This window comes from Salinivibrio sp. HTSP, assembly GCF_003390965.1.
GTDB classification, from domain to species: Bacteria; Pseudomonadota; Gammaproteobacteria; order Enterobacterales; family Vibrionaceae; genus Salinivibrio; species Salinivibrio kushneri.
In genome coordinates, this window is the sequence record NZ_PXUD01000001.1 from 19,888 (window position 1) to 43,091 (window position 23,204).

Sequence of the window (23,204 nt, forward strand, 5' to 3'; positions counted from 1 at the left end):
CGGTATTATCCGGCGTGCTCCACCTAGTGTATTGCTGTGCTAAGACATCAATATCGCGGTTAACGGTGCACTCTGGCAACAGCCGAGCATGGATTCAAAATGCTGTTGCAGATCCAACATCACGCGTCATAGCAGCCAGACATTTTGGTGCTACTGCGCGTTTCGTTGCTCACCTGCATGGACGGCAGAGATCTCACATGGACAGTGGTTGTCGACCCTCGCTCTCTCACCATGAACAATAAGTTCTCGTCGCGAAAGAGCAAGGCGTCTCCCAACAGACAAAACAGAGTTTAATGATGGAACAACTTAAAAATCTATTTGTGTCCATAGTCGATACAGGTAACGGCCTCCTTTGGGGCAGCGTACTCATTTATCTTTTGATTGGCTTAGGTTTGTACTTCACCGTGCGATCTGGCTTTATTCAATTCCGTAACTTTGGCCACATGTTCAAACTGATGGCCAACAGCCGCGATGGCGCGTCAGGTGGTATCTCTTCTTTCCAAGCCTTTAGTACCAGTTTGGCGGCGCGCGTCGGTACCGGAAACATGGCCGGTGTGGCCGTGGCGCTCTATCTGGGTGGCCCTGGTGCGATATTCTGGATGTGGCTGACGGCATTGGTCGGTATGGCAACTAGCTTTGTCGAATCTACTTTGGCGCAAGCGTACAAAGTGAATCACAACGACAAGACCTTTCGCGGTGGCCCTGCTTACTATATCGAAAAAGGCTTAGGTCAGCGCTGGTTAGGCATTGCGTTTGCTATCTGCCTGATTATCGCCTTTGGTCTGGCGTTTAACGGTGTCCAGTCCAACTCGATTGCCGCCGCAATGAATACCGCGTTTGGCTTTGATGCCTTAGCGGTTGGCATCGGCCTTGCCTTAGTGACCGCACCTGTGATTTTTGGCGGTATGCGTTCGGTTGCGCGTGTAGCAGAGCTGATCGTACCGTTTATGGCATTGGCGTATTTGCTGGTCTCGCTTATCGTGGTCGGTATGAATATCGAACAACTGCCTGCGGTAATCTCAACCATTGTTAAAAGCGCGCTCGGGCTTGAACAAGCGGCTGGTGGTGCAATGGGTTATGCGATCGCGCAAGCGATGATGCACGGTATCAAGCGTGGTTTGTTCTCCAACGAAGCAGGCATGGGTTCGGCACCGAATGCGGCCGCTACCGCAACCACTAAACCCAATCACCCAGCGGCGCAAGGCTATGTGCAGATGCTGGGGGTTTTTGTCGACACCATCGTTATCTGTACCGCGACGGCATCGATCATCTTGATCTCCGGTATGCTTGAGCCAAATAGCGGCCTTACGGGTATTGCGCTTACCCAAGAAGCATTAGTGAGCCAAGTGGGTGACTGGGGCGCGGCCTTTATTGCCATTGCGATTCTGCTGTTTGCCTTTACCTCGATTATTGCCAACTATTCTTATGGTGAGTCAAACATCGAGTATATATTCAAGTGCCGGAAAGCCATTTTACTCTACCGTATCGCCGTGCTCGCGATGGTATTAATCGGCGCGGTGATGGATCTGCCACTGATTTGGAGCTTTGCGGACTTGTCGATGGGCATGATGGCGGTGATCAACTTGGTGGCTATCGCGCTCTTGTCGGGTGTTGCGTTTGCGCTGATGAAAGACTACGAAGATCAGCGCCGTGCGGGCAAAAAACCCACCTTTGATCGCACTAAGTTCCCGAAATTGGATAAACAAATCGATAAAGACGTTTGGTAATTCCTTGCGGGGTATACGAAAAAACCACCGAGTCATCGGTGGTTTTTTGTTACTCACTGAATGAAATCTAGATTCTCACCCATAGACGCTGCGGCGTTAAACACTCAACCAATAACCAATCAGCAGGGTGAAGACAAAACACGCGCCCGCATAAAAACCTAATTCAATCTTACGCGCCGTCATGTCCTCTGCCTCTTCTGGCTTTAAGGTGATCCCCCAATACGCAAAGCCAATGGACGATGACAGCAATAGCACACCGAGACCGAACGCCAACCCTTCAACCGCATGGATCAATGTCATTTTTCCTCTCACTTTCGTCACTGACTTGTAGCACGTTGATTATACGCCCTGAGAGCCACTACGAAAACCATCAGCGAAGGGTTCATTGTCTCGCCACGAGAGCCTCTACTTTAGTCGCGAGGACCGTTCCCATGGTTAGCGCCATAGTTCACTGATGGGCGTGTCCGGTGAAAAGTCATGAGCAATTTGCGCTTGCAGCAATTCAGCGGTAGCCATTGCATCCGTCAGCGCATGGTGGCTTTGGTAAAAGGGCAAGTGATAACGATGACGACTGTCGGCTAAACGAATCGACTCAGGCGGGCGGCGTGCAATCCAATCCATGAAACTGCGTTTACCACTTCTGTGTTTGCGCGCTTCTAACTCCATGGTATCGACCATTGGGAAAATAATCCCCTCCCCCAAACGCTGTTTGAACGCGCGGTCGAGAAACTCCCGCTCAATACGGCGGTAGTGAACGACGACGACGGAGCCGGCCAACGCACTCAGTAAGGGCTCAATCACATGCGAAAAGTCAGGGGCATTCACGATATCCGAGTGGGTGATGCCATGAATCACAATCGACGACTCTGCCAACGGCCGATTAGGGTTAACAATCCAATGTTGCGCATGCTGACAACGAATACGATTCAGGGTAAAGGGCACCAAGCCAATACTGACGATGGCATCTTGCTGGCTATCAAGTCCTGTGGTTTCAAAGTCTAACGCCACAAAAGACACCTGAGAGACAGGGGTATCAGGCGATACCCAGCCTTGCTGATAAAACGCTTGCAAGGTCTCGTGCTGAACCGTTTCACGTTTGGTTTCTAACATGGCACGCCAATCCACGTAGTCGGCATCCTCTTTTTTTCTTAAATCGAAATGAAGCATACCCTCCCCTTAAGACCGATTCGGCTGATAACGGAATTTCAAGAACTTCTGTGCGTTGCTTAAGATCTGAAACGCATCTTTTAAGTTTCGACGTTCAAAATCAGATAGGTTCTCTGGCTCGATGTTGTTGTCCGGCTCACGCCCAGCCTCAATATCCAGTGCTTGATGTCGGATACGTACCATAGAAATAAACTCCATGGCATCACGTAAGTCTGGCCCGCGACCTTTCGGCAAGATCCCAGACTCGATAATATCGTCCAAGCGCTCAAAAGAGTTTTGCGAGCGTGAGTCGATCGCCAATGAATGCACCCGAATCAGATCGGCCAAGGGCGCAGTACCGCGACGCTTCAAGTTAATGGAATTGTTATGACGCCCGTCTTGCTCCATCACAAAGTCTTTGAAAAAGCCCAGTGGCGGTGTGCGATTGAGCGCATTGCGTGCCATCGCCGCCAAGAAGCGGTTGTTGCGACGAGCCCGACGACCAATAAAGGCTTTAAGTTGCTCTGCCCAGTTGGTACGGCCATGCACGCCATCGAGGTCAAAAAAGATATTGCTGTCAAGCAGCGAGCGCGGGCTGGGGTTATCAATCCAATCAGCAAAGCATTGCTCCCACTCTTTGAGCGTTTTTCGCCATTCAGGGTTGGTCGCCATAATATTGCCAGTGCAATAGGTATACCCGCAGGCATTAAGGCCATCAGAGACACGCTTAGACAAGGCTTCAAAATAAGCATTGTGCTCACTGTGCTCATAACTATCGTCCAAAATAATGGCGTTATCTTGGTCCGTAACAATCAGTTGCTCGTCGCGCGCCATCGAGCCCATGGCTAAAAAGCAATACGGTACGGGTGGCTCACCGAGCTCTTCCTCGGCAAGCTCAAGCAAACGTTGCTTGAAACTACGGCCAATCACCGACAGCGCAGAGCCTATCATGTGTGAATTCGCGTCTTCGTTGACCATACGGACAAAGCAATCTTTCACCTGTTGAGACAGGATCACCAAATCATCCACAGATTGCTGGCGGAAAATACTCGCCACCAAAAACAAGCTGTTTTGCGACTCATAGCGCGCAATATCAGACAGGGCAACCACACCAATCGGCTTACCGTGTTGGAGCACGGGCACATGATGGAGGTTTGAGCGCAAGATGGTCAGCATTGCCTCAAAGATATACGCATTGTGGTCAAGCGTGATCAGCTGTGGTGACATAATTTCTTGCACTGGCGTCTCATAAGGCAAGCCTTCCGCTAACACCCGATTACGTAGGTCACGATCAGTAATGATCCCTAATACAGGCTTGAACCCCGTGTCAGGGTCAGGCTCATCGCCCATCACCAGAATAGAGGAGACTGTCTCTTGGGACATCACCTGAGCGGCATGCTGAACCGAGTCGGTACTTGAAATCATTACCGGATCGCGAATAATCAGTTTTTTGACCTTGGAGGTGGTCAAGTCGTTGGCTTCATTATGACTCGATACCGCTTGGCGTAACCGAGTTCGGTCTTCTACCTCAACAAAGTCAGCGAAATGCTCAAAGTCGTCAAACAAACGGTTAAACATCGCTTCAGGGATGAAATAGATCAGCGTATCTTCGATCGCTTTGGCAGGCATCCGGACACGGTTATTCATCAAAAGGCCCATTTGACCAAAGATATCGCCTTCTGAAATACGGTTGTATAAGGTGCCATTACGGCGAAATAGCTCAACGGCACCACTACGCAAAATGGCCAAATCGTGAATTTCATCACCGTAAGCAAAAATATCGGTACCTGCGCGGTAGTAACTGATTTCAATGCTGGTTGCCACCTCAGCCACCACCTCTTCCGGCATCGCGTCAAACGGCGCGTACTGCGCAAGAAATGTCGCGATTTCAATCTGTTCAGCTTCCATAATGCTCACCTAAACCTGCATTTTATTGAAGGACGCCCAGATCGGGGCGTCCGTTCTTTCGCGAGCGGCACAGCTCAAGCGCTCGCCGGATAATAAAAAAGGCAGCCCCGACGGCCTGCCTTTCCTATCTTAGCTAACAATCAAACAGTTAGCACACCTCTTTATTTTGCGCGTGGCTCCGAAGCCAAGCCTTTAAACAAAGAGACAGTCGCAACCAGCAGCACCACCGCGAATGGGAAGCCTGTTGAGACGGCCATCGCTTGCAACGCTACCAAGCCGCCGCCAAGGATCAGCGCCACCGCAACCAAGCCCTCGAATGATGCCCAGAATACCCGTTGTGAGACCGGTACATCCATTTTTCCGCCCGCCGAAATGGTATCAAGCACCAAAGAGCCTGAGTCGGATGACGTGACGAAGAAGACAATGACCAGAATAATACCAATGAACGAGGTAATCGTCGCGAGCGGCAGGCCTTCAAGCATTGCAAACAGCGTTAAAGAAAGCTCGGCATCGACAACGGCGGTGTACCCTTCGTTAACAAACTGGTCAATTGCCGTCCCCCCAAATGACGTCATCCAAAGTACACTCGCCGCGGATGGGATCAACAACACACAGGTAATGAATTCACGCACGGTTCGACCACGCGACACCCGCGCGATAAACATCCCGACAAATGGTGACCAAGAGATCCACCATGCCCAATAGAAGGATGTCCAACCTTGAGTAAAGTTGGCATCTTCACGGCCAAATGGCATCGCCAATGCTGGCAAGTTTTCTAAATAGGCACCAAGATTGCCAAAGAAGCCGGTCAGAATCGCGAGCGTTGGGCCAACCGCAATCACAAACAGCAGCAATAAGAACGCCAGGATAAGGTTAAGCTCGGATAGGCGCTTTACCCCTTTGTCGACGCCGGCGACCACTGAGAAAATCGCCATTGCGGTGATCAACACTACCAAGATGACTTCAGTCGTGGCCCCTAACGGCGTATCAAACAAATAATGCAATCCACCCGAAGCCTGTGACGCGCCGATACCTAAAGAGGTCGCGAGGCCAAACAAGGTCGCAACAATCGCGAGCACATCAATCACATGCCCCGTCCAGCCCCAAACGCGTTCACCGAACAAGGGATAGAATACCGAGCGGATAGTCAGCGGCAACCCTTTGTTATACGCAAACAGGGCAAGGCCAAGCGCCAGCACCGCGTAGATCGCCCAAGGATGCAGTCCCCAGTGAAAAATAGTCGCTGACATCCCTAAGCGACGAGCCGCGTCTGTATCCCCCGCGGCACCGCCTAACGGTGCCCAGTCAGTCCGGATACCATGGGCATTTGTCGACGTGCCATCGAGCGCGGTTTGAAAATGTGTCAGCGGCTCTGACACACCATAGAACATGAGACCAATGCCCATACCCGCGGCGAAAAGCATCGCGAACCAGCCACCATAGCCAAAATCCGGCTTGGCTTCTGTGCCACCCAGCCTCACTTTACCTAACGGCGAGACAATCAATATTAAGCAAGCAATGACGAAAACATTACCTGTCGAGAGGAAAAACCAATCGAGATTTGCCGTTAACCAAGCACGTAAATCACCAAAAATCGGCCCCATTTTGTCTTGAAAGGCCAAGGTCACAAAGACGAAGGCCATGATCGCCAGCCCTGAGACCATAAATACACGGTTATGAATATCAAAACCAAACGGGCCCACTTTTAGAGCGACGTTATCCTGACCCACTTGGTAGTCAGTATCGATCGGATTCACCTGACCGTCTGGCGTCATCATATCTTCATGGCTTTTATCGCTCACACGTAAACTCCTTACTCCGTCTACTCGGCAACCTGCCATTGTTGCTGAACGCTGTCTGGGTGACACTCGATATCGAGGTAAACGTCAGCCCACAAAAAGACACAATGACAGAAAAGTCAGCAAGAATATCACACAAGCTAAAGAGGTGAATAAAGGCTTGGCGAGCTTGGTCAAGGATCAACCACTTCACGACTCTTCATACCAGGGGAACAGACATTAGCGGCAGAAACGGTCTGATAAGAAAGAGAGGAATAAAAAAGAGGCAGCGCGTAGTGCGCTGCCTCTTTCGTCATCGACAAAATTACCGATGTTTTGCTAATTAAGCACGCGGCTCTGAGGCCAAACCTTTGAACAGAGACACGGTAGCAATCAGCAACACAATGGTGAATGGGAAGCCTGTCGAGACCGCCATTGCTTGTAGGGCGACCAAGCCCCCACCAAGGATCAGCGCAACGGCGACTAAGCCCTCGAAAGATGCCCAGAACACACGCTGTGGTACAGGCACGTTCACTTTACCACCGGCAGAAATGGTGTCGATAACCAATGACCCTGAGTCAGACGAGGTAATAAAGAACACCATGACCAGGACAATACCGATAAACGAAGTGATCGCTGCCAGTGGCAGATCATCTAGCATCGCAAACAATTTCAGTGACAGCTCTGCATCCACAACGGCTGTGTAGCCTTCATTGACGAACTGACCAATTGCGGTGCCGCCAAAGGCCGTCATCCACAACACACATGCAGCTGATGGGATAATCAACACACAAGTGATGAATTCACGCACGGTACGGCCACGCGATACGCGCGCAATAAACATACCGACGAATGGGGACCAAGAAATCCACCACGCCCAGTAGAAGGATGTCCAGCCTTGGGTAAAGTTGGCATCTTCACGGCCAAATGGCATTGACAGCGCAGGCAAGTTTTGCAGATACGCGCCCAAGTTACCAAAGAAACCGGTCAGGATAGCGATGGTTGGACCCACTGCAATCACAAAGATTAGCAGCAATAGCGCAAGCATCATGTTGATTTCAGATAGGCGCTTGACCCCTTTATCAACACCAGCAACAACCGAAAGAATCGCTGCCCCTGTGATACCCATGACCAATAACACTTCTGTGGTATCGCCTAGCGGTGTATCAAACAGATAGTGAAGACCCGCTGATGCCTGTGAGGCCCCTAAGCCGAGCGATGTCGCAAGACCAAACAAGGTCGCGATGATTGCCAAAATGTCAATCACGTGGCCCGTCCAGCCCCAAACACGCTCACCGAACAGTGGGTAGAACACAGAACGCATGGTCAAAGGCAAGCCTTTGTTATACGCAAACAGTGCCAGGCCTAACGCCAATACTGCGTAAATCGCCCATGGGTGCAAGCCCCAGTGGAAAATGGTGGCAGACATACCTAAGCGGCGCGCCGCCTCTGTATCGCCGGCAGCAGCCCCTAAAGGCGCCCAGTCAGTGCGAAGGCCATCAGCCCCCACGGATGTCCCGCCTAGCGCCGTTTGGAAATGCGTCAATGGCTCTGATACCCCGTAGAACATCAGGCCAATACCCATACCAGCAGCGAAAAGCATTGCAAACCAGCCGCCGTAGCCGTAGTCAGGCTTCGCTTCGGTACCACCGAGCCTCACTTTACCCAGTGGAGACGCAATCAGAACTAGACAGGCAATGACAAAAATGTTTCCTGCTGAAAGGAAGAACCAGTCTAGGTTTGAAGTTAGCCATCCACGTAGATCCCCAAAAACAGGACCAATTTGGTTTTGAAAGGCCAGGGTGACAAAAATGAAGGCCAAAATAGCCAGCCCTGAGACCATAAATACTCGGTTGTGAATATCAAAACCAAACGGGCCGAGTTTCAGTGCCACGTTATCCTGACCGACCTGATAGTCAGTATCGATCGGGTTAACCTTCCCGTCTGGTGTCATCATATCTTCATGGCTTTTATCGCTCACGAGTTAACTCCTTAGTCCGTTTATTCGGAAGCCTGTGAGTGTTGGTGGTGCGCCCATTATTTATTGCCGTTCAAGCCATCTTTATCAGCAATAAAAGACCAGCTGTCACCACACAATCCGCTACATTACCACATCTGAGAAAAAATTTAATTAGGCCCCTAACCAAATGTTTACTTTCTGACCAACCACCTAATTCTAACTTCCCTCCATGTCCCGATTTTACTGGCCTTCCCAGTTATTTGAACTCTTTATTTCAGAACAATAAACAATTTGGTTAATAGGCTTGAGAATCCCTAAGACCCTTTTAAAATCATAGTCGTATTTTCCACCATTGCGAAGCAAATATCGCGAGCATGACAGTCTTCACGCTTGGTCATCGCGCTTTCTCATATCACATCCCCCTTCAATGCAACAAAATGCAAACATAACTCAAACAAAGTGACTCTTGTCACATCTATAAAACCACGTACAATACCGCCGCAATCGTTTTCCATCCTAAGTTTAACGTTTGCGGAGCAACATCATGCAGTTTGGCATTGGCCTTTTGGGGATTAGCGTCCTCTTTCTTGTCGCAATGGTTTTTTCTGAAAATCGCGCCGCGATTAACTGGCGCACCGTTGGCGGTGCATTCCTGATACAAATCGTCTTTGCTGGCTTTATCATCTCGGTTCCCCTAGGCCAGCGTATTTTAGCCAATGCATCTGAAACCGTCTCTGCGATCATCAGCTTTGGTGACATTGGTGCAGAATTCCTCTTTGGCGACCTCGCTACATTCAAACTCGGTTTTATATTTGCCTTTAATGTATTACCCACCATCGTTTTTTTCTCTGCCCTGATCGCCGTGCTGTACCACATTGGCGTCATGACATGGATCATTCGCCTGATTGGTGGACTACTACGACGTGTACTCGGCACATCGCGTACAGAATCTATGTCTGCTACCGCCAATATTTTTGTTGGCTCTGTTGAAGCGCCGCTGGTCGTTCGTCCTTTTCTTGCTGCCATGACACGCTCAGAGCTTTTTGCTGTCATGGTGGGCGGGCTCGCCTCAGTGGCTGGCGGCACTATGGTCGGCTATGCCGGGCTCGGTGTGGAAATGAAGTACCTCATTGCAGCGGCGTTTATGTCGGCACCGGCAGGACTCATGATGGCCAAAATCATGGTGCCACAAACCGAAACGCCGATGAGTCAAGCGCAACATCAATCAGTAGAAGACGCACAGGATGAGCCAGTCAACCTGATTGATGCCGGCACGCAAGGCGCATTAAGTGGCTTACAAATCGCCATGGCGGTGGGTGCCAGCTTATTGGCTGTGATCAGCATGATTGCGCTTATCAATGGTGGCTTAGGTAAGCTTGGTCCGATGGTACACGTGCCTCAGCTAAGCCTTGAGTGGTTATTTGGTTACCTGTTCGCGCCCGTCGCTTGGTTAATTGGTATCCCTTGGCAAGAAGCCATGACCGCAGGCACCTTGATTGGTAAAAAAATCGCCGTGAACGAGTTTGTTGCGTTTGCTGATTTTATGAACCTAAAAGGCCAGTTATCCGCTCACAGTCAAGCTATCGTGACATTTGCACTGTGTGGTTTTGCCAACTTGACGTCCATTGCCATGTTGATGGGAGGCCTGGGCGGTATCGTACCCGAACGCCGTGGCGACATCGCTAAACTCGGTATGCGAGCCATTCTCGCGGCGACCCTAGCCAACCTGATGAGTGCGACGCTCGCTGGCCTCTATCTTTCCCTGTAACGGCACAGCGTATTCGCTCGCGACCACGCACACTGTTTCTCACCATGGACGGTGAGTAAAAAAATAGACTCGAAAACCGCATTGGCACTCTGTTACACTTAGTTAACTTTACGTAAAGAGATGTAATAACATGCGATACCCATGGGTTTTATTCGATGCCGACGAGACCTTGTTTCACTTTGATGCCTTCTCTGGCCTACAACGTCTATTCTCACATTATGATGTCGATTTTGATCATCAGGCGTTTGCCGAGTACTCCGCACGCAATAAACCACTGTGGGTACAGTATCAAAATGGCGAAATTGACGCCCAGACTCTACAGACCGAACGCTTTACTTACTGGGGAAAGCACTTAAACGTCGCCCCTTCCACCTTAAACCAAGGCTTTTTAGATGCCATGGCAGACATCTGTGAACCATTACCAGGGGCACGGGAACTGATCGACGCCATTTCCCCACATGCCCATATTGGCATCATCACTAACGGGTTTACGGCTTTACAAGATATTCGTTTGGAAAAAACAGGGTTGAAGGATGCGATTTCTACGTTGGTTATTTCCGAACAGGTCGGTATCGCTAAGCCTGATCCACGTATTTTTGAACACGCGTTTGAAAAAATGGGCCGCCCGCCAAAAGAAAAAATATTGATGGTGGGTGATAACCCACATTCCGACGTCCTTGGCGGGATGCAAGCGGGCATTGATACATGCTGGCTAAACGCTGATAACACGCCCGTGCCTGAAGATATTGCGCCGACACACCAAGTTAGCTCCTTGCATCAATTAAAGAACTGGCTACTGCCGACCTAAACATGGATCCAAAAAAAAGAGAGCAATCATGCTCTCTTTTATCAGCGCCGCCATTGTCCATAGCGGCCTAAACGCCATCGCGCGTCGCTTAGCTGTGGTCACCTTTGATGAATGCAGCTTGCTCTGCGCGCTCACCTTGGTCGGTGCTAGCGACAAAGTTGATTGAGCGGCTGTTTTGGTTTTGGGCATGGATAAATACACGACCAGACTCATCCGTTACCTTCGCATCCAGACCCGATTCGCTGGCGACTTTAGCGCCTTTTACCGCTTGACCTTGTTCAGTGACCGTTACCCAAGCGCCCCCTTCTGCAGGGTCTACATTGAGGTTCAGACCACCCGCCATCACAGACGTTGAAGCGAACGCTAGGGCAAAGATTGCAGCCAATTTTTTCATGGTTTGTTTCCTCTTTCGTAATGGGTTGACGGCTATTAAACGCAAATTGTGCCGGCGATTTGTCACCTCAATGTCTCCATTTCTAAAACCTGGTTTCAGAGAGTCATCAAGGTGCTAGCACGGTTCAATATCGCCGTTGCGTTATTGCCTTGGAACGAGAGTGAGATTACGCCTGAAATACCGTGACGACAATCACAATAATATGAATAACTCGTTCGAAAAATTTCACAAGACGGCGGCAGTTATTCGGCGTAGAAAAGGGGAAGATGGGGAATATTTTTCTGTCCAGTGATCGACTTTACTCCCATCCTCGTTTTCACCCTTGCAACAAAGTGATCCTTCCCAAGTCGTCACCAAGGTTTGCAATAAGGCAATTTATTGGGTGGGGAAACGAACGCAAAAGGGAGAACAATGATGTTAACACGCACGATCTCGACATTAGCTATCACTGCGACATTGCTAGTTGGAATGGGAAGCGCCGTTGCTGCCCACCATAAAGGCGAGCATGACATTGTTGATACGGCGATGAAAAATGACGACTTTTCAACCTTGGTGGCAGCCGTAAAGGCAGCGGATCTGGTTGATACTTTGAAAGGAGAAGGCCCATTTACCGTCTTTGCCCCCACTAACGCAGCCTTTAACAAGTTACCTGACGGCACGGTAGAATCGTTACTCAAGCCGGAAAACAAAGGCAAGCTCACCGATATCCTGACCTACCATGTCGTTCCAGGAAAAGTAACGGCTGAGCAAGTAATGGGAATGTCTTCCGCGACCACAGTGCAAGGCAGCGACGTGATGATTAAAACATCATACGGGGATGTGAAAGTCGATAACGCCACCGTCATCAAGCCCGATATCATGACCACTAACGGCGTTATCCATGTGATTGATACCGTAATAATGCCCTAGCACCTTATTCGTCTCGCGTTCAAAGGGCGCTTGTGAAGCAATATGGGCGAGACAGCAAGGATAGATAAGGACGTAAAAAAACAGCCTACTCCACGAGTAGGCTGTTTTATTCATCCGTCTAGTGACGACGCATGCAGCGGATTTTACGCCGCTTTATCCGTGCACTTTTGTTGAAACTTACCCAACAGCGCGTGGTAGAAGTCATGGTCAGATAAGGTGCCAACCAGTTTTCCTTCTTCGATGAGTAACACCGGTTTAACAGTGTGGTAGCGAATTTCAATCGCATCACGCATTTCAATGTCAGGCGAGGCAACCACTATGGTGTCGTCTCCAACTTGTGACAGATCTTGAACGTCTTTTTGCCATTCAACGACACGCAAGGGTTGTGAGCCAGCCGCAGCTGACAAGCGACCACCCTGCTCTGCGGTAACCCAAATATCACGCTGCTCACACACTTTCCAACGGTTGTCGACATGTGGTAAGTCGTCAACAGACTTCATCATCGACCGCCCTTTCAACACATTTAGTGGATTGGTATGAGCCACAAAGTCACGCACGTAATCGGTCTCGGGACGCAGCACAATGTCTTCAGGCTTACCATGTTGAATAAGCTGGCCCGATTCCATAATGGCAATGTTGTTACCAATTTTTAGTGCCTCGTCCAAATCATGGCTCACAAACAAAATCGTTTTATTGAGCTTTTTCTGCAGCTCTAGCAACTCGTCTTGCAGCTGCGCACGGATCAGTGGATCCAATGCCGAGAAAGGTTCATCCATCAGCAGAATATCACTGTCCATCGCGAACGCACGAGCCAAGCCAACGCGCTGCTGCATACCACCCGACAGCTCATGCGGGTATTGATAAGCCCAATCGTCCAACCCGACCATTTCTAGTTTTTCCAGCGCTTGTCGACGACGCTCTTTCTTGCTGATACCTTTCATTTCCAGGCCAAAGGCGACGTTATCAACCACTGTCAGCCAAGGCATAAGCGCAAACTTTTGGAACACCATAGACGCACGGTTAGTGCGAAGGTGGCGAAGGGTTTGCGAATCAACCGTTGCCATGTCGACCATTCTGTTGTCATCACGGAGTTCAAGGCTACCGCGGCTGATGGGGTTCAATCCATTCACCGCGCGCAGTAGACTCGATTTACCTGAGCCCGATAAGCCCATCAAGACGCAGATTTCACCTTCTTTCACATTGAGTGAAACATTGTCCACGCCCACGACTTGACCGGTTTTCTCGATGATCTCTGAGCGGCTTAATCCGTTATCAAGCAGGTCCAGTGCTGGCTTAACATTGTCGCCAAACACCACGTCTAAATTTTTAATTGCGATTGCGTCCATGGTTTCCCCCTTATTCGTTGCCTTGATTTGGTGCTTTACACAGGCGGTCAAGAATGATGGCTACCAATACAATCGCCAGACCCGCTTCAAAACCTTGAGAAATGTTGACGGTATTCAGTGCACGAACCACTGGTTTACCTAAGCCGTCAGCACCGACCAACGCCGCGATCACCACCATCGATAGTGACAACATAATACACTGGGTGACACCGGTCATAATGCTAGGTAGCGCCGCAGGCAACTCTACTTTAAACAATAATTTCATACGGTTAGCACCAAAGGCGCGTCCCGCCTCTACCAACTCTTCCGGTACGCGGGTGATGCCAAGATACGTCAAACGAATCGGCGCCGCGATGGCAAAAATGATGGTAGAAATCAGACCTGGGACAATGCCCAAACCGAACAGCACCAAGGTTGGGATCAAGTAGACAAACGGCGGTACCGTCTGCATCAAGTCCAATAAGGGCCGCATAATGGTGTACACCAAGGGCCGATGCGCGGCCATTATCCCAAGCGGTATGCCAATTAATACGGAAATCGTTGTCGCGGCAAATACCAGAACAAAGGTTTCCAGCATCTCTTGCCAGTAGCCCAGGTTGAGGATCAACAAGAGCGCACTCACAACAAAGATCACGATGGAAATTCGACGCTGCAGGTACCATGCTAAGGCGGCTGTCATGAGGATCGGCCCTGCCGCTGGCATCCATTTAAAAATGTCGACTAATAGTGTGATGGTCGTATCTAAGCCAATTGAGATCGCATCAAAAAAGCCGGCGGCGTTCATGGTTAGCCAGTCAACGCCATTTTCCATCCATTGACCGAGTGGGATCTTGTTATCTGTAATAATATTCACAATAAAACCTTAGGGGCGGCGTTAACACCGCCCTCTCCTTCTACACTTTTTTATTTACGCTTCAGTCTTGTTTAGATATTCAGTGACTGCTTCAACCGCGTTCTCACCATCAACGGTGGTCACGCCATTCAGCCACTTGTTCAACACACTTGGGTTGTTACGCAACCATTCGCGTGCTGCAGCCTGAGGCTTTTCACCGTCATTCAGGATTTTGCCCATCATTTCGTTTTCCATCTTGAGGCTGAACTCAAGTTGTTCGAGCATTTGACCGACGTTGGAGCACTGCTCGACATAGCCGCTACGTACGTTGGTATGCACCGTGGCACCGCCATAGTTCGGACCAAAGTACTCGTCCGCACCCGATAGGTATTTCATATCAAAGTTGCTGTTCATTGGGTGCGGGGCCCAGCCTAGGAAGGCAACCCACTTGTCACGACGCACGGCACGAGACACCTGAGACACCATGCCCGCTTCACTGGATTCGATGAGACGGAAATCACCCAGATTGAAATCATCGGTATCGATCATTTTTTGAATCTGGCGGTTACCGTCGTTACCTGGCTCAATGCCATAAATGCGTGAGTCGAACTTGTCAGCGTATTTCGCGATATCTGCGACGCTAGTAACACCTGCATCGTAAACATACTTAGGCACGGCGAGCGTATATTTGGCACCTGTTAAGTTGGCGCGAACGCTGTCGATCGAGCCATCGTCAAGATACTTTTTGATATCGCCTGTTTGCGTAGGCATCCAGTTACCGAGGAATACGTCGATGTCGCCCGACGCAAGTGATGAGAAGGTTACCGGCAAAGACAATAGATCGGTTTGTGTCTCGTAACCCATGCCTTTCAGCACTTCAGTAGTGATGGCAGTCGTTGAGGTCACGTCTGTCCAACCGATATCCGAAAAACGGACTGTCTCACACTGATTAGCCGCGGCGCTAAAGGCGACCATTGAGCTCAAACCCACTGCGGTCATCAGAGTTTTGCTGGTTTTACGTTTATTCATTGACATCTTAGTTTCCTTGTAATGCTTACTGATTAGTTTCTAGTGTGTGCTCACCGACGGTGGCATCATCACTCTGCGCGTTTTGATTGCGTTGCTTGTGCTGCCACTCAGCCGCAATCCATACTGGCACCTGCTCGGCAGGCAAGAGTGGCTTTTCAAGGATCATGTCAGCGGCGCGCTCCGCTACCATGATGGTTGGGGCATTCAGGTTGCCGTTAGGGATGGTTGGGAAGACAGACGAGTCCACCACACGCAGCCCTTGAATTCCGCGTACACGGCACTGCTCATCAAGCACGGCCAGTGCGTCATCATCGGCACCCATCTTGCAAGTACACGAAGGGTGATACGCGCTTTCCACGTTATCTTTCACCCAACGGTCAATCGCTTCATCAGACTGAACATCATTGCCTGGCTGAATTTCATCGCCGCGGAATGCATCCATCGCGTTTTGCGCCATGATTTCACGGGTCAAACGAATGGTGTCACGCCAGTCTTGGCGATCTTGCTCGGTGGTAATGTAGTTAAATAAGATTGACGGCTTATCGTGCGGATCAGCGGATTTGATCCTTACATGGCCGCGGCTCTCTGGTTTGTTCGGGCCGACGTGCACCTGGAAACCATGGCCAGCAAACGCGGCTTTGCCATCATAACGCATTGCAGCTGGCAAGAAGTGATACTGGACGTTCGGCCACTTCAACCCTTCGCGAGAACGAATAAAGGCACATGACTCAAAGTGGTTGGTCGCCCCCAAGCCTTTACGCGTCAAAATCCACTCGGTACCAATCTTGCCTTTGCTGATAAGACCTAACTTGCTGTTAAGCGTAATAGGCTGCTGACAGTGGAACTGAAAGTAGACTTCGAGGTGATCTTGCAGGTTCTCGCCTACACCCGGCAGCTCATGCTTGACGTCTACGCCGGCTTTCTCGAGCACATCTCGCGAACCTATCCCTGATAGCTGTAGTAGCTGTGGGGAGCCCACTGAACCCGCACTGGAAATGACTTCTTTGTCGGCCATCACATGCTCGATGTTGCCGCCTTTTTCAAATTCCACGCCCACCGCGCGCTTGCCTTCCAACAAGATGCGGCGTGTGACCACGCCTTTTTTCAAGGTCAGGTTGCTACGCTTCAGTGCGCGGCGCAGATAAGCGTTTGACGTAGACGCACGCACGCCTTTATCGACGGTCATGTGCATAGGGCCAAAGCCCTCTTGCTGATAACCGTTATAATCTTTGGTTTCTGGGTAGCCCGCTTCGACACCCGCATCAATAAAGGCTTGATAGAGCGGGTTTAATTTCATGTCGTTACCGTTACATGTGCCCACCGGGCCATGACCGCCACGATAGGTATCGGCTCCGCCAGACCAGGTTTCCGCGCGCTTAAAGTACGGCAAACAGCTTGCGTAATCCCAGCCATTAGCACCGTGCTCAACCCACTCTTCAAAGTCACATGCGTGACCACGAACATACACCATGCCATTAATCGATGAGCTTCCACCCAGCACCTTGCCACGCGGGCAATGCAGTTGGCGGCCATCAAGGCCTGGCTCAGGCAAGGATTCAAACTGCCAAGCGTAGCGCTTGGTATTCATCGGAATCGATAGCGCCGTTGGCATCTGAATAAAAATGCTCTTATCGGTACCGCCGGCTTCCAGCAATAACACTTGATGTTGGCCAGACTCGGTCAGCCGATCAGCCAATGCGCAGCCGGCCGAACCCGCGCCGACGATAATATAATCGTAGCGTTGTGACATATTGGTCGCTCCGTTAGAAATTAGGCGTAAGGGCTGGCGAAGTCGCCAAGCTCGATTAACACACTCTTGGTTTGGGTATAATGCGTGAGGGTTTCGACACCGTTTTCACGCCCTACCCCTGAGTGCTTATAACCACCGACAGGCATCTCGGCGGGTGAGTCGCCCCAAGTATTGACCCAACAAATACCCGCTTCGAGTTGATGAATAATGCGATGCGCACGCGATAGGTTTTGGGTGAAGACACCAGCCGCTAGGCCGTAGTGCGTGTTGTTAGCACGTGCTACTACTTCTTCCTCGTCAGAGAAACGCAGCACCGACATCACAGGACCAAAGATCTCGTCACGAACATGCGCCATGCTGTCGTCACAGTCAGTGAAAATGGTGGGGGCCACAAAGTTACCTTTATCGAGACCGTTCTCAGTGACGCGGTAACCACCGGTCAGCAAGGTCGCGCCGCTTTGTTTCGCGGTCTCAATCGCCGTCATCACTTTATTAAGGTGTTCGGTCGAGATCAGCGCACCGACCTGGGTGTTCATATCGGTTGGGTCACCGATAACGAGCTTTTCTGTACGCGCTTTCAGTTGCTCAACAAAGGCGTCGTAAATGCTGTCGTGAACAAATACACGGGTGCCGTGTGTACACACTTCGCCTTGGGTATAGAAGTTCGCGACCATGGCTGCGGATACCGCGTTATCCAGATCGGCATCATCAAACACGATACATGGCGATTTACCGCCCAGCTCCATAGTGACTGATTTCAGGGTCTTCGCGGCATCGCCCATCACGGTTTTGCCCGTGCCCACTTCACCGGTGAAAGAGACTTTGGCAATCTCAGGGTGTGCCGTCAGCATTTGACCCACACGATAATCACCTTGCACCACATTAAATACGCCAGCAGGCATACCCGCTTCGGCAAAGATCTCTGCCAGTTTCAGTGCGGTCAGCGGCGTTTCTTCAGACGGTTTGAAAACCATGGCATTACCGGCGGCCAAGGCAGGTGCTGACTTCCACATGGCAATTTGAATCGGATAGTTCCATGCACCAATGCCTGCACATACGCCAAGTGGCTCACGACGGGTGTAGAAGAATTGGTTGTCAGAAAGCGGCTGCTGCTCACCCTGCATTGATGGTACCAAGTTAGCGAAATATTCAATCGCATCCGCACCCGTCACCACATCAACTTCTACCGCTTCTTGTATCGGTTTGCCGGTATCCAGTACTTCCAGTTTGGCTAGCTCATCATTACGCTCACGTAACAACGCAACCGCTTTAAGCAAAATACGGCTACGCTCCATAGCTGTCATGCGTGACCAGACCGCAAAACCTTGCTTAGCCGCATCAACCGCCGCTTGCACATCATCTGCCGAGGCTTGATCGATTTGCGCCAGTGTCTCGCCCGTTGCTGGGTTTACCGTTGCAAACTGTTCGCCGCTTGTTGCGGAAGTAAGCTGACCATTAATAAAAAGCGTTTTCGCATTCATGATTAATCCTGAATTCTTTTCTGTTCGAGTGTGCATGTAAGGTGCTACCTAGGCTTAGCCCTGAGGACGACCATAAAAGGTCAGTTGCTTATCCAAGTAGTCATTGATGATGGTTCGCGCGTTGTTGGCATCAATACCTTTAGGGTTCAATGCACCACGCAACCAGATACCATCAATCAATGCTGCAATCCCCTGAGCCACCATCGCCGCCTGCTCTTCTGGCAATAGTGCGCGAAGTTCAATGCGCAAATGCGACAGCAAGCGCTTCTCGTTCACACGTTGTAAACGGTGTAACTCATTGTCATGCATGGCATAAGACCAGAACGCCAACCAGGTTTTAACCACATCAGATTTGGCCTGAAAACCTTCAAAGTTGGCATTGATAATCGCGTTAATACGCGCCTGGTGGTGATGACGCGGAATTTCTCTCAATGCGTCGATCACAGTCGCTGAAAGCTCACGCAATACCACGCGCATCGTCTCTTCCAGCAAGCCATGCTTACCACCGAAATAGTGGTTGATAATGCCTGTCGATACGCCGGCTTCCTTACTAATCAGAGAAATACTTGCCGCATGCAGCCCCACTCGACCAATCACCGTCATGGTGGCTTTAACAAGCTGCGGTTTTCTTACTTCCGGCATCCCTACCTTAGGCATTTCGTCTCCCATTCGTTTTTAATTGAACGATTAGTTAAAGATAATCTTACACGCTAATCTTTAGATCTCAAACATTATTTTTAACCAATTTGCTACACTCACCCCCACCCAAAAACAGCAAGATAAAGACAAAACAATGATTTAGGTCAATTTTACCCTGACTGATTACACACCTAATACTTTGTGCTGATAGCACTATTTGTGAGCAATTTGCGCAAAAATTCGCCTTCACTGACAGTAAATGTTGGCTTTAATAAGGGGTATAAAGAAGAAAAATAACTCATCACCTCGACCACAGCCGGTCATTGATCACGTCACATTGCGAACATTACCCGCTTAAAAACGTACATTTGCGACAAATGACTGCAAATTAGCGACATTAGACAAAAAAGACAATGACCATGGTCGATGACCAAAAGAAGAAGTCCAAACCAAACGCACCACAAACAAACGAGATGTAATGGTTAACTCGGTAAATGTTTAGGGTGGCAATGTTTGTAGCCGCACAGAGTGATGGATAAAACGATAACGGGCAATCTTAGCACCGCTTAATAAAGCGCATTTAAGACGTGCAATCAGGAAGGAATAAAAAAGCGCTCAGGCCTGTCAAAAAGCCTGAGCGCCTCATTTGCTGTTTAGGGTCGGTTACTCGTAGTTTAGCTCAGTCGCTTTCCCAGAGAAGACACGATACACAAACAGGGTATATAAAAAGATCATCGGCAAGACAAACATGGCACCATAGCCCACAATCAACAAGGTCCCCGGCGCGCTGGCCGCTTCTTTCGCTGTCATTACCCCGGGAATGATATCGGGGAAAAAGCTATACGCGAGACCAAAGAAACTCAATGCGAATAGGAAAATCGCACCAATGAACGGGAACTGGTACCCCACATCGTTTTCGACCGGTACGTGGCGTAGGTAGCGATCAACAAGCAGCATGATGGCAAGGCAAACCAATGGAACGGGCGCGAGTAATAAAATTTCCGGGAAGCCAAACCAACGCTCCGCCACTGTCTCACTGACTAAAGGGTTAACGACACTGATGGCTAACACCCCCAATGCCGCCAGCCAGCCGCCACGACGTGACCATTTCGCCGCCCGTTTTTGTAAATCGCCCTCGGTTTTCATTACCAGCCAGGTACCGCCAATATAGATGTACGCCGCGGTCACACAAAGGCCGCTTAATAGCGCAAACAAATACGATCCTGTGCTCTCATCAAAGGCCAACACGTAACGACCAATCATGTAGCCTTGCGTCATCGACGCAATAAAAGAGCCCGCTTTAAAGCAGCGGTCCCAGAGGTCTTTACGCTCTGGCCTCACCTTGGCACGAAAATCAAATGAGACACCACGCAAGATAAGCCCCGCCAACATCACGGAAGTGGGCAAATACAACTCGGTCAAAATCATGCTATGTGCCGCGGGGAAGGCAATCAACAGCAAGCCTACCGCCAACACCAGCCAGGTTTCGTTGGCATCCCAAAAAGGGCCAATCGACGCAATCATACGGTCACGCTGTGCCTGATTGCAGCGCGGTAACAGCATACCGACGCCGAGGTCATAGCCGTCAAGCACGGCATACATAAAGACCGAAAAACCAAATAGCAATAGATAAATTTCAGGTAAATACGGCGTTATACTCATGCGGATACCTCTTTCTCAGGCTGAGCGTGATTGTCTGATTGGTATTCAGGCAGGCGTTTTTTCGCCAAAAAGAACAAAGTGCGGATATACGCCACCATTAGCACCGCGTAGAGCGTCAGGTAAATGGTTAAGCTAATCCCCACGTTCGAGCTGGCGACTGGCGTGACCGCATCGGCGGTTTTAAGCACCCCCTGTACCAGCCAAGGCTGACGACCAATTTCCGTCACATACCAGCCAGAAAGCGTAGCGACCCAGCCTGAGAAGGTCATCGCCACCAAGCCGATTAAGTGCCATTTGGGCATGGGCTGGTTACGCCACACGCGATACGCGGTGAACCAGCTAACCGCCAACATCAGCACACCGACGCCAACCATGACTCGGAAACCAAAGAACAGCGGCTTGACCGGCGGATGATAGTCAAAGCTTTCCAACCCTTTAATCTCGCCGTCGAGTTGGTGGGTCAAAATCAAGCTCGCTAGATTCGGGATCCCAACTTCAAAGTCGTTGGAACGGGTTTCTTCATTGGGTACCGCAAACAGCAGCAAAGGCGCACCTTGCTCGGTTTCCCAGACCCCTTCCATGGCCGCAATTTTCTGTGGCTGATGCTCAAGGGTATTGAGGCCGTGCATATCACCGACAAAAATTTGCAACGGAATAAGGATGGCAGCAGCCGTGATCCCCACTTTTAATGGTTTATCTGACACACCTGACTTAGGCGATTTTAGCTTTTGGTAGGCAGAAATACCGGCAATCAAGAAAGACGCGGTCAGCCCTGACGCTAATAGCATATGGCTTAAGCGATACGGCATAGACGGATTAAAAATCACCTCGAACCAACTGGTTGGATGCACCACACCATCGATAATTTCAAAACCGGTTGGCGTATGCATCCAGCTGTTCAGCACCAAAATCCAGAACGCAGAAATAGTGGTACCAATCGCCACCAGCAGCGTCGCTAATGTGTGCACCCAGTTCGGAACGCGATTTTTACCAAACAGCATAATGCCAAGGAAGGTCGCCTCCATAAAAAAGGCGGTCATCACCTCATAGCCCAACAGAGGCCCGGCAATATTACCGACCTTTTCCATAAAGCCAGGCCAATTGGTGCCGAACTGGAAACTCATGGTGATCCCAGACACCACCCCTAGCGCAAAGGTGAGCGCGAACACTTTTACCCAGAAGTAGTAGGTATCCAACCAGATTTGCTCACCGGTACGGTTGTGCCGGAACTTGAAAAACACCAGCATCCACCCAAGCGCGATTGTGATGGTGGGAAACAGGATGTGAAAGCTGATGTTGGCCGCAAATTGGATCCGCGACAACATTAATGTATCTAACATGACATTACCCTCAGGAGGTTAACTACCCGATTCTTCGTTGGACTTGCTGTGAAACAGCTTGCCGGATAACTCAAGAAGCTTGCCGACACTGCTACCCAGCTTCATCAAGTTTTTTAGATGTTCAGGTTTCATTTGCTGCACATCGTCAAACCAGTGGTTAAACAGCTCTAGGAGATCGTGGATTTCGTGCAACTGCTTAACCGAGTGACTCTCTGCGTCGTCTTCACTCCGCATAAAGTGTGAGCGCAGCATGGATAAAGTAGGGTCAACTTCCCGCTTCTTCCTTTCGGCGAGAACTTGCTGCGCCAACTCCCAGATAGTGCCATTGGGCACAAAGTAGTCCTTTCTATCCCCGGGGGTGCGCTGCGAACGGATCAAGTGCCAGCCTTGCAGCTCTTTGGTTGCCATACTGACATTGCCACGAGAAATGTTGAGCGCCGACACAATGTCGTCTGCGCTCAGTGGATGCTCGCTCAACACAATCAGTGCCAACATTTCGCCCACCGAACGATTAAAGCCCCAACGACTTCCCATTTCACCAAAGTGCATCACCACATTACGTAGTTCTTGTGATAGCTCCATCTTGATCTCCCTCACAGTGCTTCTGTGGGATAATATGGAGTTTCTTTGCGGGGGATCAATGAAAATTTGGAAATTTCAGAAATTATTGAAAATAGAAAAGCAAAGTTGTAAGCAAAGGTGAAGAGAGGTTATGAATACGTTACAT

19 protein-coding genes are annotated in these 23,204 nt (G+C 50.1%); 4 read left to right on the forward strand and 15 right to left on the reverse strand.

What is annotated here, in order from left to right:
• Positions 1-296: 296 nt before the first annotated feature.
• Positions 297-1,727 carry an alanine/glycine:cation symporter family protein gene (locus C7A19_RS00100; RefSeq protein ID WP_116643847.1) on the forward strand — a complete coding sequence of 477 codons (1,431 nt, stop codon included), beginning with the start codon at positions 297-299 and terminating at the stop codon, positions 1,725-1,727.
• Positions 1,728-1,823: 96 nt separating this feature from the next.
• Here C7A19_RS00100 and C7A19_RS00105 read toward each other — a convergent pair whose 3' ends face one another.
• The 5 genes from C7A19_RS00105 to C7A19_RS00125 all read right to left on the reverse strand — a co-directional run bounded on the left by C7A19_RS00105 (position 1,824) and on the right by C7A19_RS00125 (position 8,516).
• Positions 1,824-2,027, reverse strand: a complete 204-nt coding sequence (locus C7A19_RS00105) for a hypothetical protein (RefSeq protein ID WP_069361381.1) — start codon at positions 2,025-2,027, stop codon at positions 1,824-1,826.
• A 135-nt stretch (positions 2,028-2,162) separates the two neighbouring features.
• Positions 2,163-2,894 (reverse strand): 3'-5' exonuclease, encoded by a 732-nt coding sequence (locus tag C7A19_RS00110; RefSeq protein WP_116643835.1) that lies wholly within the window; start codon positions 2,892-2,894, stop codon positions 2,163-2,165.
• Between the two features lie 9 nt (positions 2,895-2,903).
• Positions 2,904-4,781, reverse strand: coding sequence for a DUF294 nucleotidyltransferase-like domain-containing protein (locus C7A19_RS00115; RefSeq protein WP_069361379.1), 1,878 nt, complete (start codon positions 4,779-4,781; stop codon positions 2,904-2,906).
• A gap of 161 nt (positions 4,782-4,942) precedes the next feature.
• Positions 4,943-6,559, reverse strand: a complete 1,617-nt coding sequence (locus C7A19_RS00120) for a BCCT family transporter (RefSeq protein ID WP_235614232.1) — start codon at positions 6,557-6,559, stop codon at positions 4,943-4,945.
• A 343-nt stretch (positions 6,560-6,902) separates the two neighbouring features.
• Positions 6,903-8,516, reverse strand: a complete 1,614-nt coding sequence (locus C7A19_RS00125; protein ID WP_201264046.1) for a BCCT family transporter — start codon at positions 8,514-8,516, stop codon at positions 6,903-6,905.
• A 547-nt stretch (positions 8,517-9,063) separates the two neighbouring features.
• Here C7A19_RS00125 and C7A19_RS00130 point away from each other — a divergent pair.
• Together C7A19_RS00130 and yjjG are read left to right on the forward strand one after the other, a co-directional pair.
• The gene (locus C7A19_RS00130; RefSeq protein WP_116643836.1) at positions 9,064-10,287 is read left to right on the forward strand and encodes a NupC/NupG family nucleoside CNT transporter; all 1,224 of its coding nucleotides are present in this window, start codon (positions 9,064-9,066) and stop codon (positions 10,285-10,287) included.
• Positions 10,288-10,417: 130 nt separating this feature from the next.
• The gene (gene yjjG / locus C7A19_RS00135; RefSeq protein WP_116643837.1) at positions 10,418-11,095 is read left to right on the forward strand and encodes a pyrimidine 5'-nucleotidase; all 678 of its coding nucleotides are present in this window, start codon (positions 10,418-10,420) and stop codon (positions 11,093-11,095) included.
• Between the two features lie 88 nt (positions 11,096-11,183).
• On the opposite strand, the gene C7A19_RS00140 is transcribed toward yjjG, so the two are convergent.
• Complete coding sequence (locus C7A19_RS00140) at positions 11,184-11,489, reverse strand: hypothetical protein (protein WP_069361374.1); 306 nt, start codon at positions 11,487-11,489, stop codon at positions 11,184-11,186.
• Between the two features lie 468 nt (positions 11,490-11,957).
• Between C7A19_RS00140 and C7A19_RS00145 the strand changes: the two genes are divergently transcribed.
• On the forward strand, positions 11,958-12,398 hold the full coding sequence (locus C7A19_RS00145) for a fasciclin domain-containing protein (protein ID WP_235607548.1): 441 nt from the start codon (positions 11,958-11,960) through the stop codon (positions 12,396-12,398).
• Between the two features lie 143 nt (positions 12,399-12,541).
• Here C7A19_RS00145 and choV read toward each other — a convergent pair whose 3' ends face one another.
• From choV to C7A19_RS00190, 9 genes are all read right to left on the reverse strand, one after another.
• On the reverse strand, positions 12,542-13,744 hold the full coding sequence (gene choV, locus C7A19_RS00150; protein ID WP_069361372.1) for a choline ABC transporter ATP-binding protein: 1,203 nt from the start codon (positions 13,742-13,744) through the stop codon (positions 12,542-12,544).
• Positions 13,745-13,754: 10 nt separating this feature from the next.
• Complete coding sequence (gene choW, locus C7A19_RS00155; protein WP_069361371.1) at positions 13,755-14,597, reverse strand: choline ABC transporter permease subunit; 843 nt, start codon at positions 14,595-14,597, stop codon at positions 13,755-13,757.
• Positions 14,598-14,651: 54 nt separating this feature from the next.
• Complete coding sequence (locus tag C7A19_RS00160) at positions 14,652-15,611, reverse strand: choline ABC transporter substrate-binding protein (protein ID WP_077456639.1); 960 nt, start codon at positions 15,609-15,611, stop codon at positions 14,652-14,654.
• A 19-nt stretch (positions 15,612-15,630) separates the two neighbouring features.
• Positions 15,631-17,355 carry a choline dehydrogenase gene (betA, locus tag C7A19_RS00165; protein WP_069361369.1) on the reverse strand — a complete coding sequence of 575 codons (1,725 nt, stop codon included), beginning with the start codon at positions 17,353-17,355 and terminating at the stop codon, positions 15,631-15,633.
• 20 nt (positions 17,356-17,375) lie between these two features.
• Positions 17,376-18,836, reverse strand: a complete 1,461-nt coding sequence (gene betB, locus C7A19_RS00170; RefSeq protein ID WP_069361368.1) for a betaine-aldehyde dehydrogenase — start codon at positions 18,834-18,836, stop codon at positions 17,376-17,378.
• A 54-nt stretch (positions 18,837-18,890) separates the two neighbouring features.
• Entirely contained in the window at positions 18,891-19,493 is a 603-nt protein-coding gene (gene betI, locus C7A19_RS00175; protein ID WP_069361367.1) for a transcriptional regulator BetI, read from the reverse strand.
• A gap of 645 nt (positions 19,494-20,138) precedes the next feature.
• A complete protein-coding gene (gene cydB, locus C7A19_RS00180) occupies positions 20,139-21,131 on the reverse strand; it encodes a cytochrome d ubiquinol oxidase subunit II (protein ID WP_100297946.1) in 993 nt (330 codons plus the stop codon).
• Between the two features lie 2 nt (positions 21,132-21,133).
• A complete protein-coding gene (locus C7A19_RS00185; protein WP_069361365.1) occupies positions 21,134-22,477 on the reverse strand; it encodes a cytochrome ubiquinol oxidase subunit I in 1,344 nt (447 codons plus the stop codon).
• Positions 22,478-22,495: 18 nt separating this feature from the next.
• On the reverse strand, positions 22,496-23,059 hold the full coding sequence (locus C7A19_RS00190; RefSeq protein ID WP_046073610.1) for a MarR family transcriptional regulator: 564 nt from the start codon (positions 23,057-23,059) through the stop codon (positions 22,496-22,498).
• Positions 23,060-23,204: the final 145 nt, after the last annotated feature.

Bases quoted from the DNA above. Each gene is read 5' to 3' on its own strand.
- C7A19_RS00120 (WP_235614232.1), bottom strand. From the start codon at position 6,559: ATGATGACGCCAGACGGTCAGGTGAATCCGATCGATACTGACTACCAA.
- betA (WP_069361369.1), bottom strand. From the start codon at position 17,355: ATGTCACAACGCTACGATTATATTATCGTCGGCGCGGGTTCGGCCGGC.
- C7A19_RS00105 (WP_069361381.1), bottom strand. From the start codon at position 2,027: ATGACATTGATCCATGCGGTTGAAGGGTTGGCGTTCGGTCTCGGTGTG.
- yjjG (WP_116643837.1), top strand. From the start codon at position 10,418: ATGCGATACCCATGGGTTTTATTCGATGCCGACGAGACCTTGTTTCAC.
- choV (WP_069361372.1), bottom strand. From the start codon at position 13,744: ATGGACGCAATCGCAATTAAAAATTTAGACGTGGTGTTTGGCGACAAT.
- C7A19_RS00110 (WP_116643835.1), bottom strand. From the start codon at position 2,894: ATGCTTCATTTCGATTTAAGAAAAAAAGAGGATGCCGACTACGTGGAT.
- C7A19_RS00140 (WP_069361374.1), bottom strand. From the start codon at position 11,489: ATGAAAAAATTGGCTGCAATCTTTGCCCTAGCGTTCGCTTCAACGTCT.
- betB (WP_069361368.1), bottom strand. From the start codon at position 18,836: ATGAATGCGAAAACGCTTTTTATTAATGGTCAGCTTACTTCCGCAACA.
- C7A19_RS00185 (WP_069361365.1), bottom strand. From the start codon at position 22,477: ATGTTAGATACATTAATGTTGTCGCGGATCCAATTTGCGGCCAACATC.
- C7A19_RS00160 (WP_077456639.1), bottom strand. From the start codon at position 15,611: ATGTCAATGAATAAACGTAAAACCAGCAAAACTCTGATGACCGCAGTG.
- betI (WP_069361367.1), bottom strand. From the start codon at position 19,493: ATGCCTAAGGTAGGGATGCCGGAAGTAAGAAAACCGCAGCTTGTTAAA.
- C7A19_RS00125 (WP_201264046.1), bottom strand. From the start codon at position 8,516: ATGATGACACCAGACGGGAAGGTTAACCCGATCGATACTGACTATCAG.
- C7A19_RS00115 (WP_069361379.1), bottom strand. From the start codon at position 4,781: ATGGAAGCTGAACAGATTGAAATCGCGACATTTCTTGCGCAGTACGCG.
- C7A19_RS00145 (WP_235607548.1), top strand. From the start codon at position 11,958: ATGGGAAGCGCCGTTGCTGCCCACCATAAAGGCGAGCATGACATTGTT.
- C7A19_RS00130 (WP_116643836.1), top strand. From the start codon at position 9,064: ATGCAGTTTGGCATTGGCCTTTTGGGGATTAGCGTCCTCTTTCTTGTC.
- C7A19_RS00100 (WP_116643847.1), top strand. From the start codon at position 297: ATGGAACAACTTAAAAATCTATTTGTGTCCATAGTCGATACAGGTAAC.
- C7A19_RS00190 (WP_046073610.1), bottom strand. From the start codon at position 23,059: ATGGAGCTATCACAAGAACTACGTAATGTGGTGATGCACTTTGGTGAA.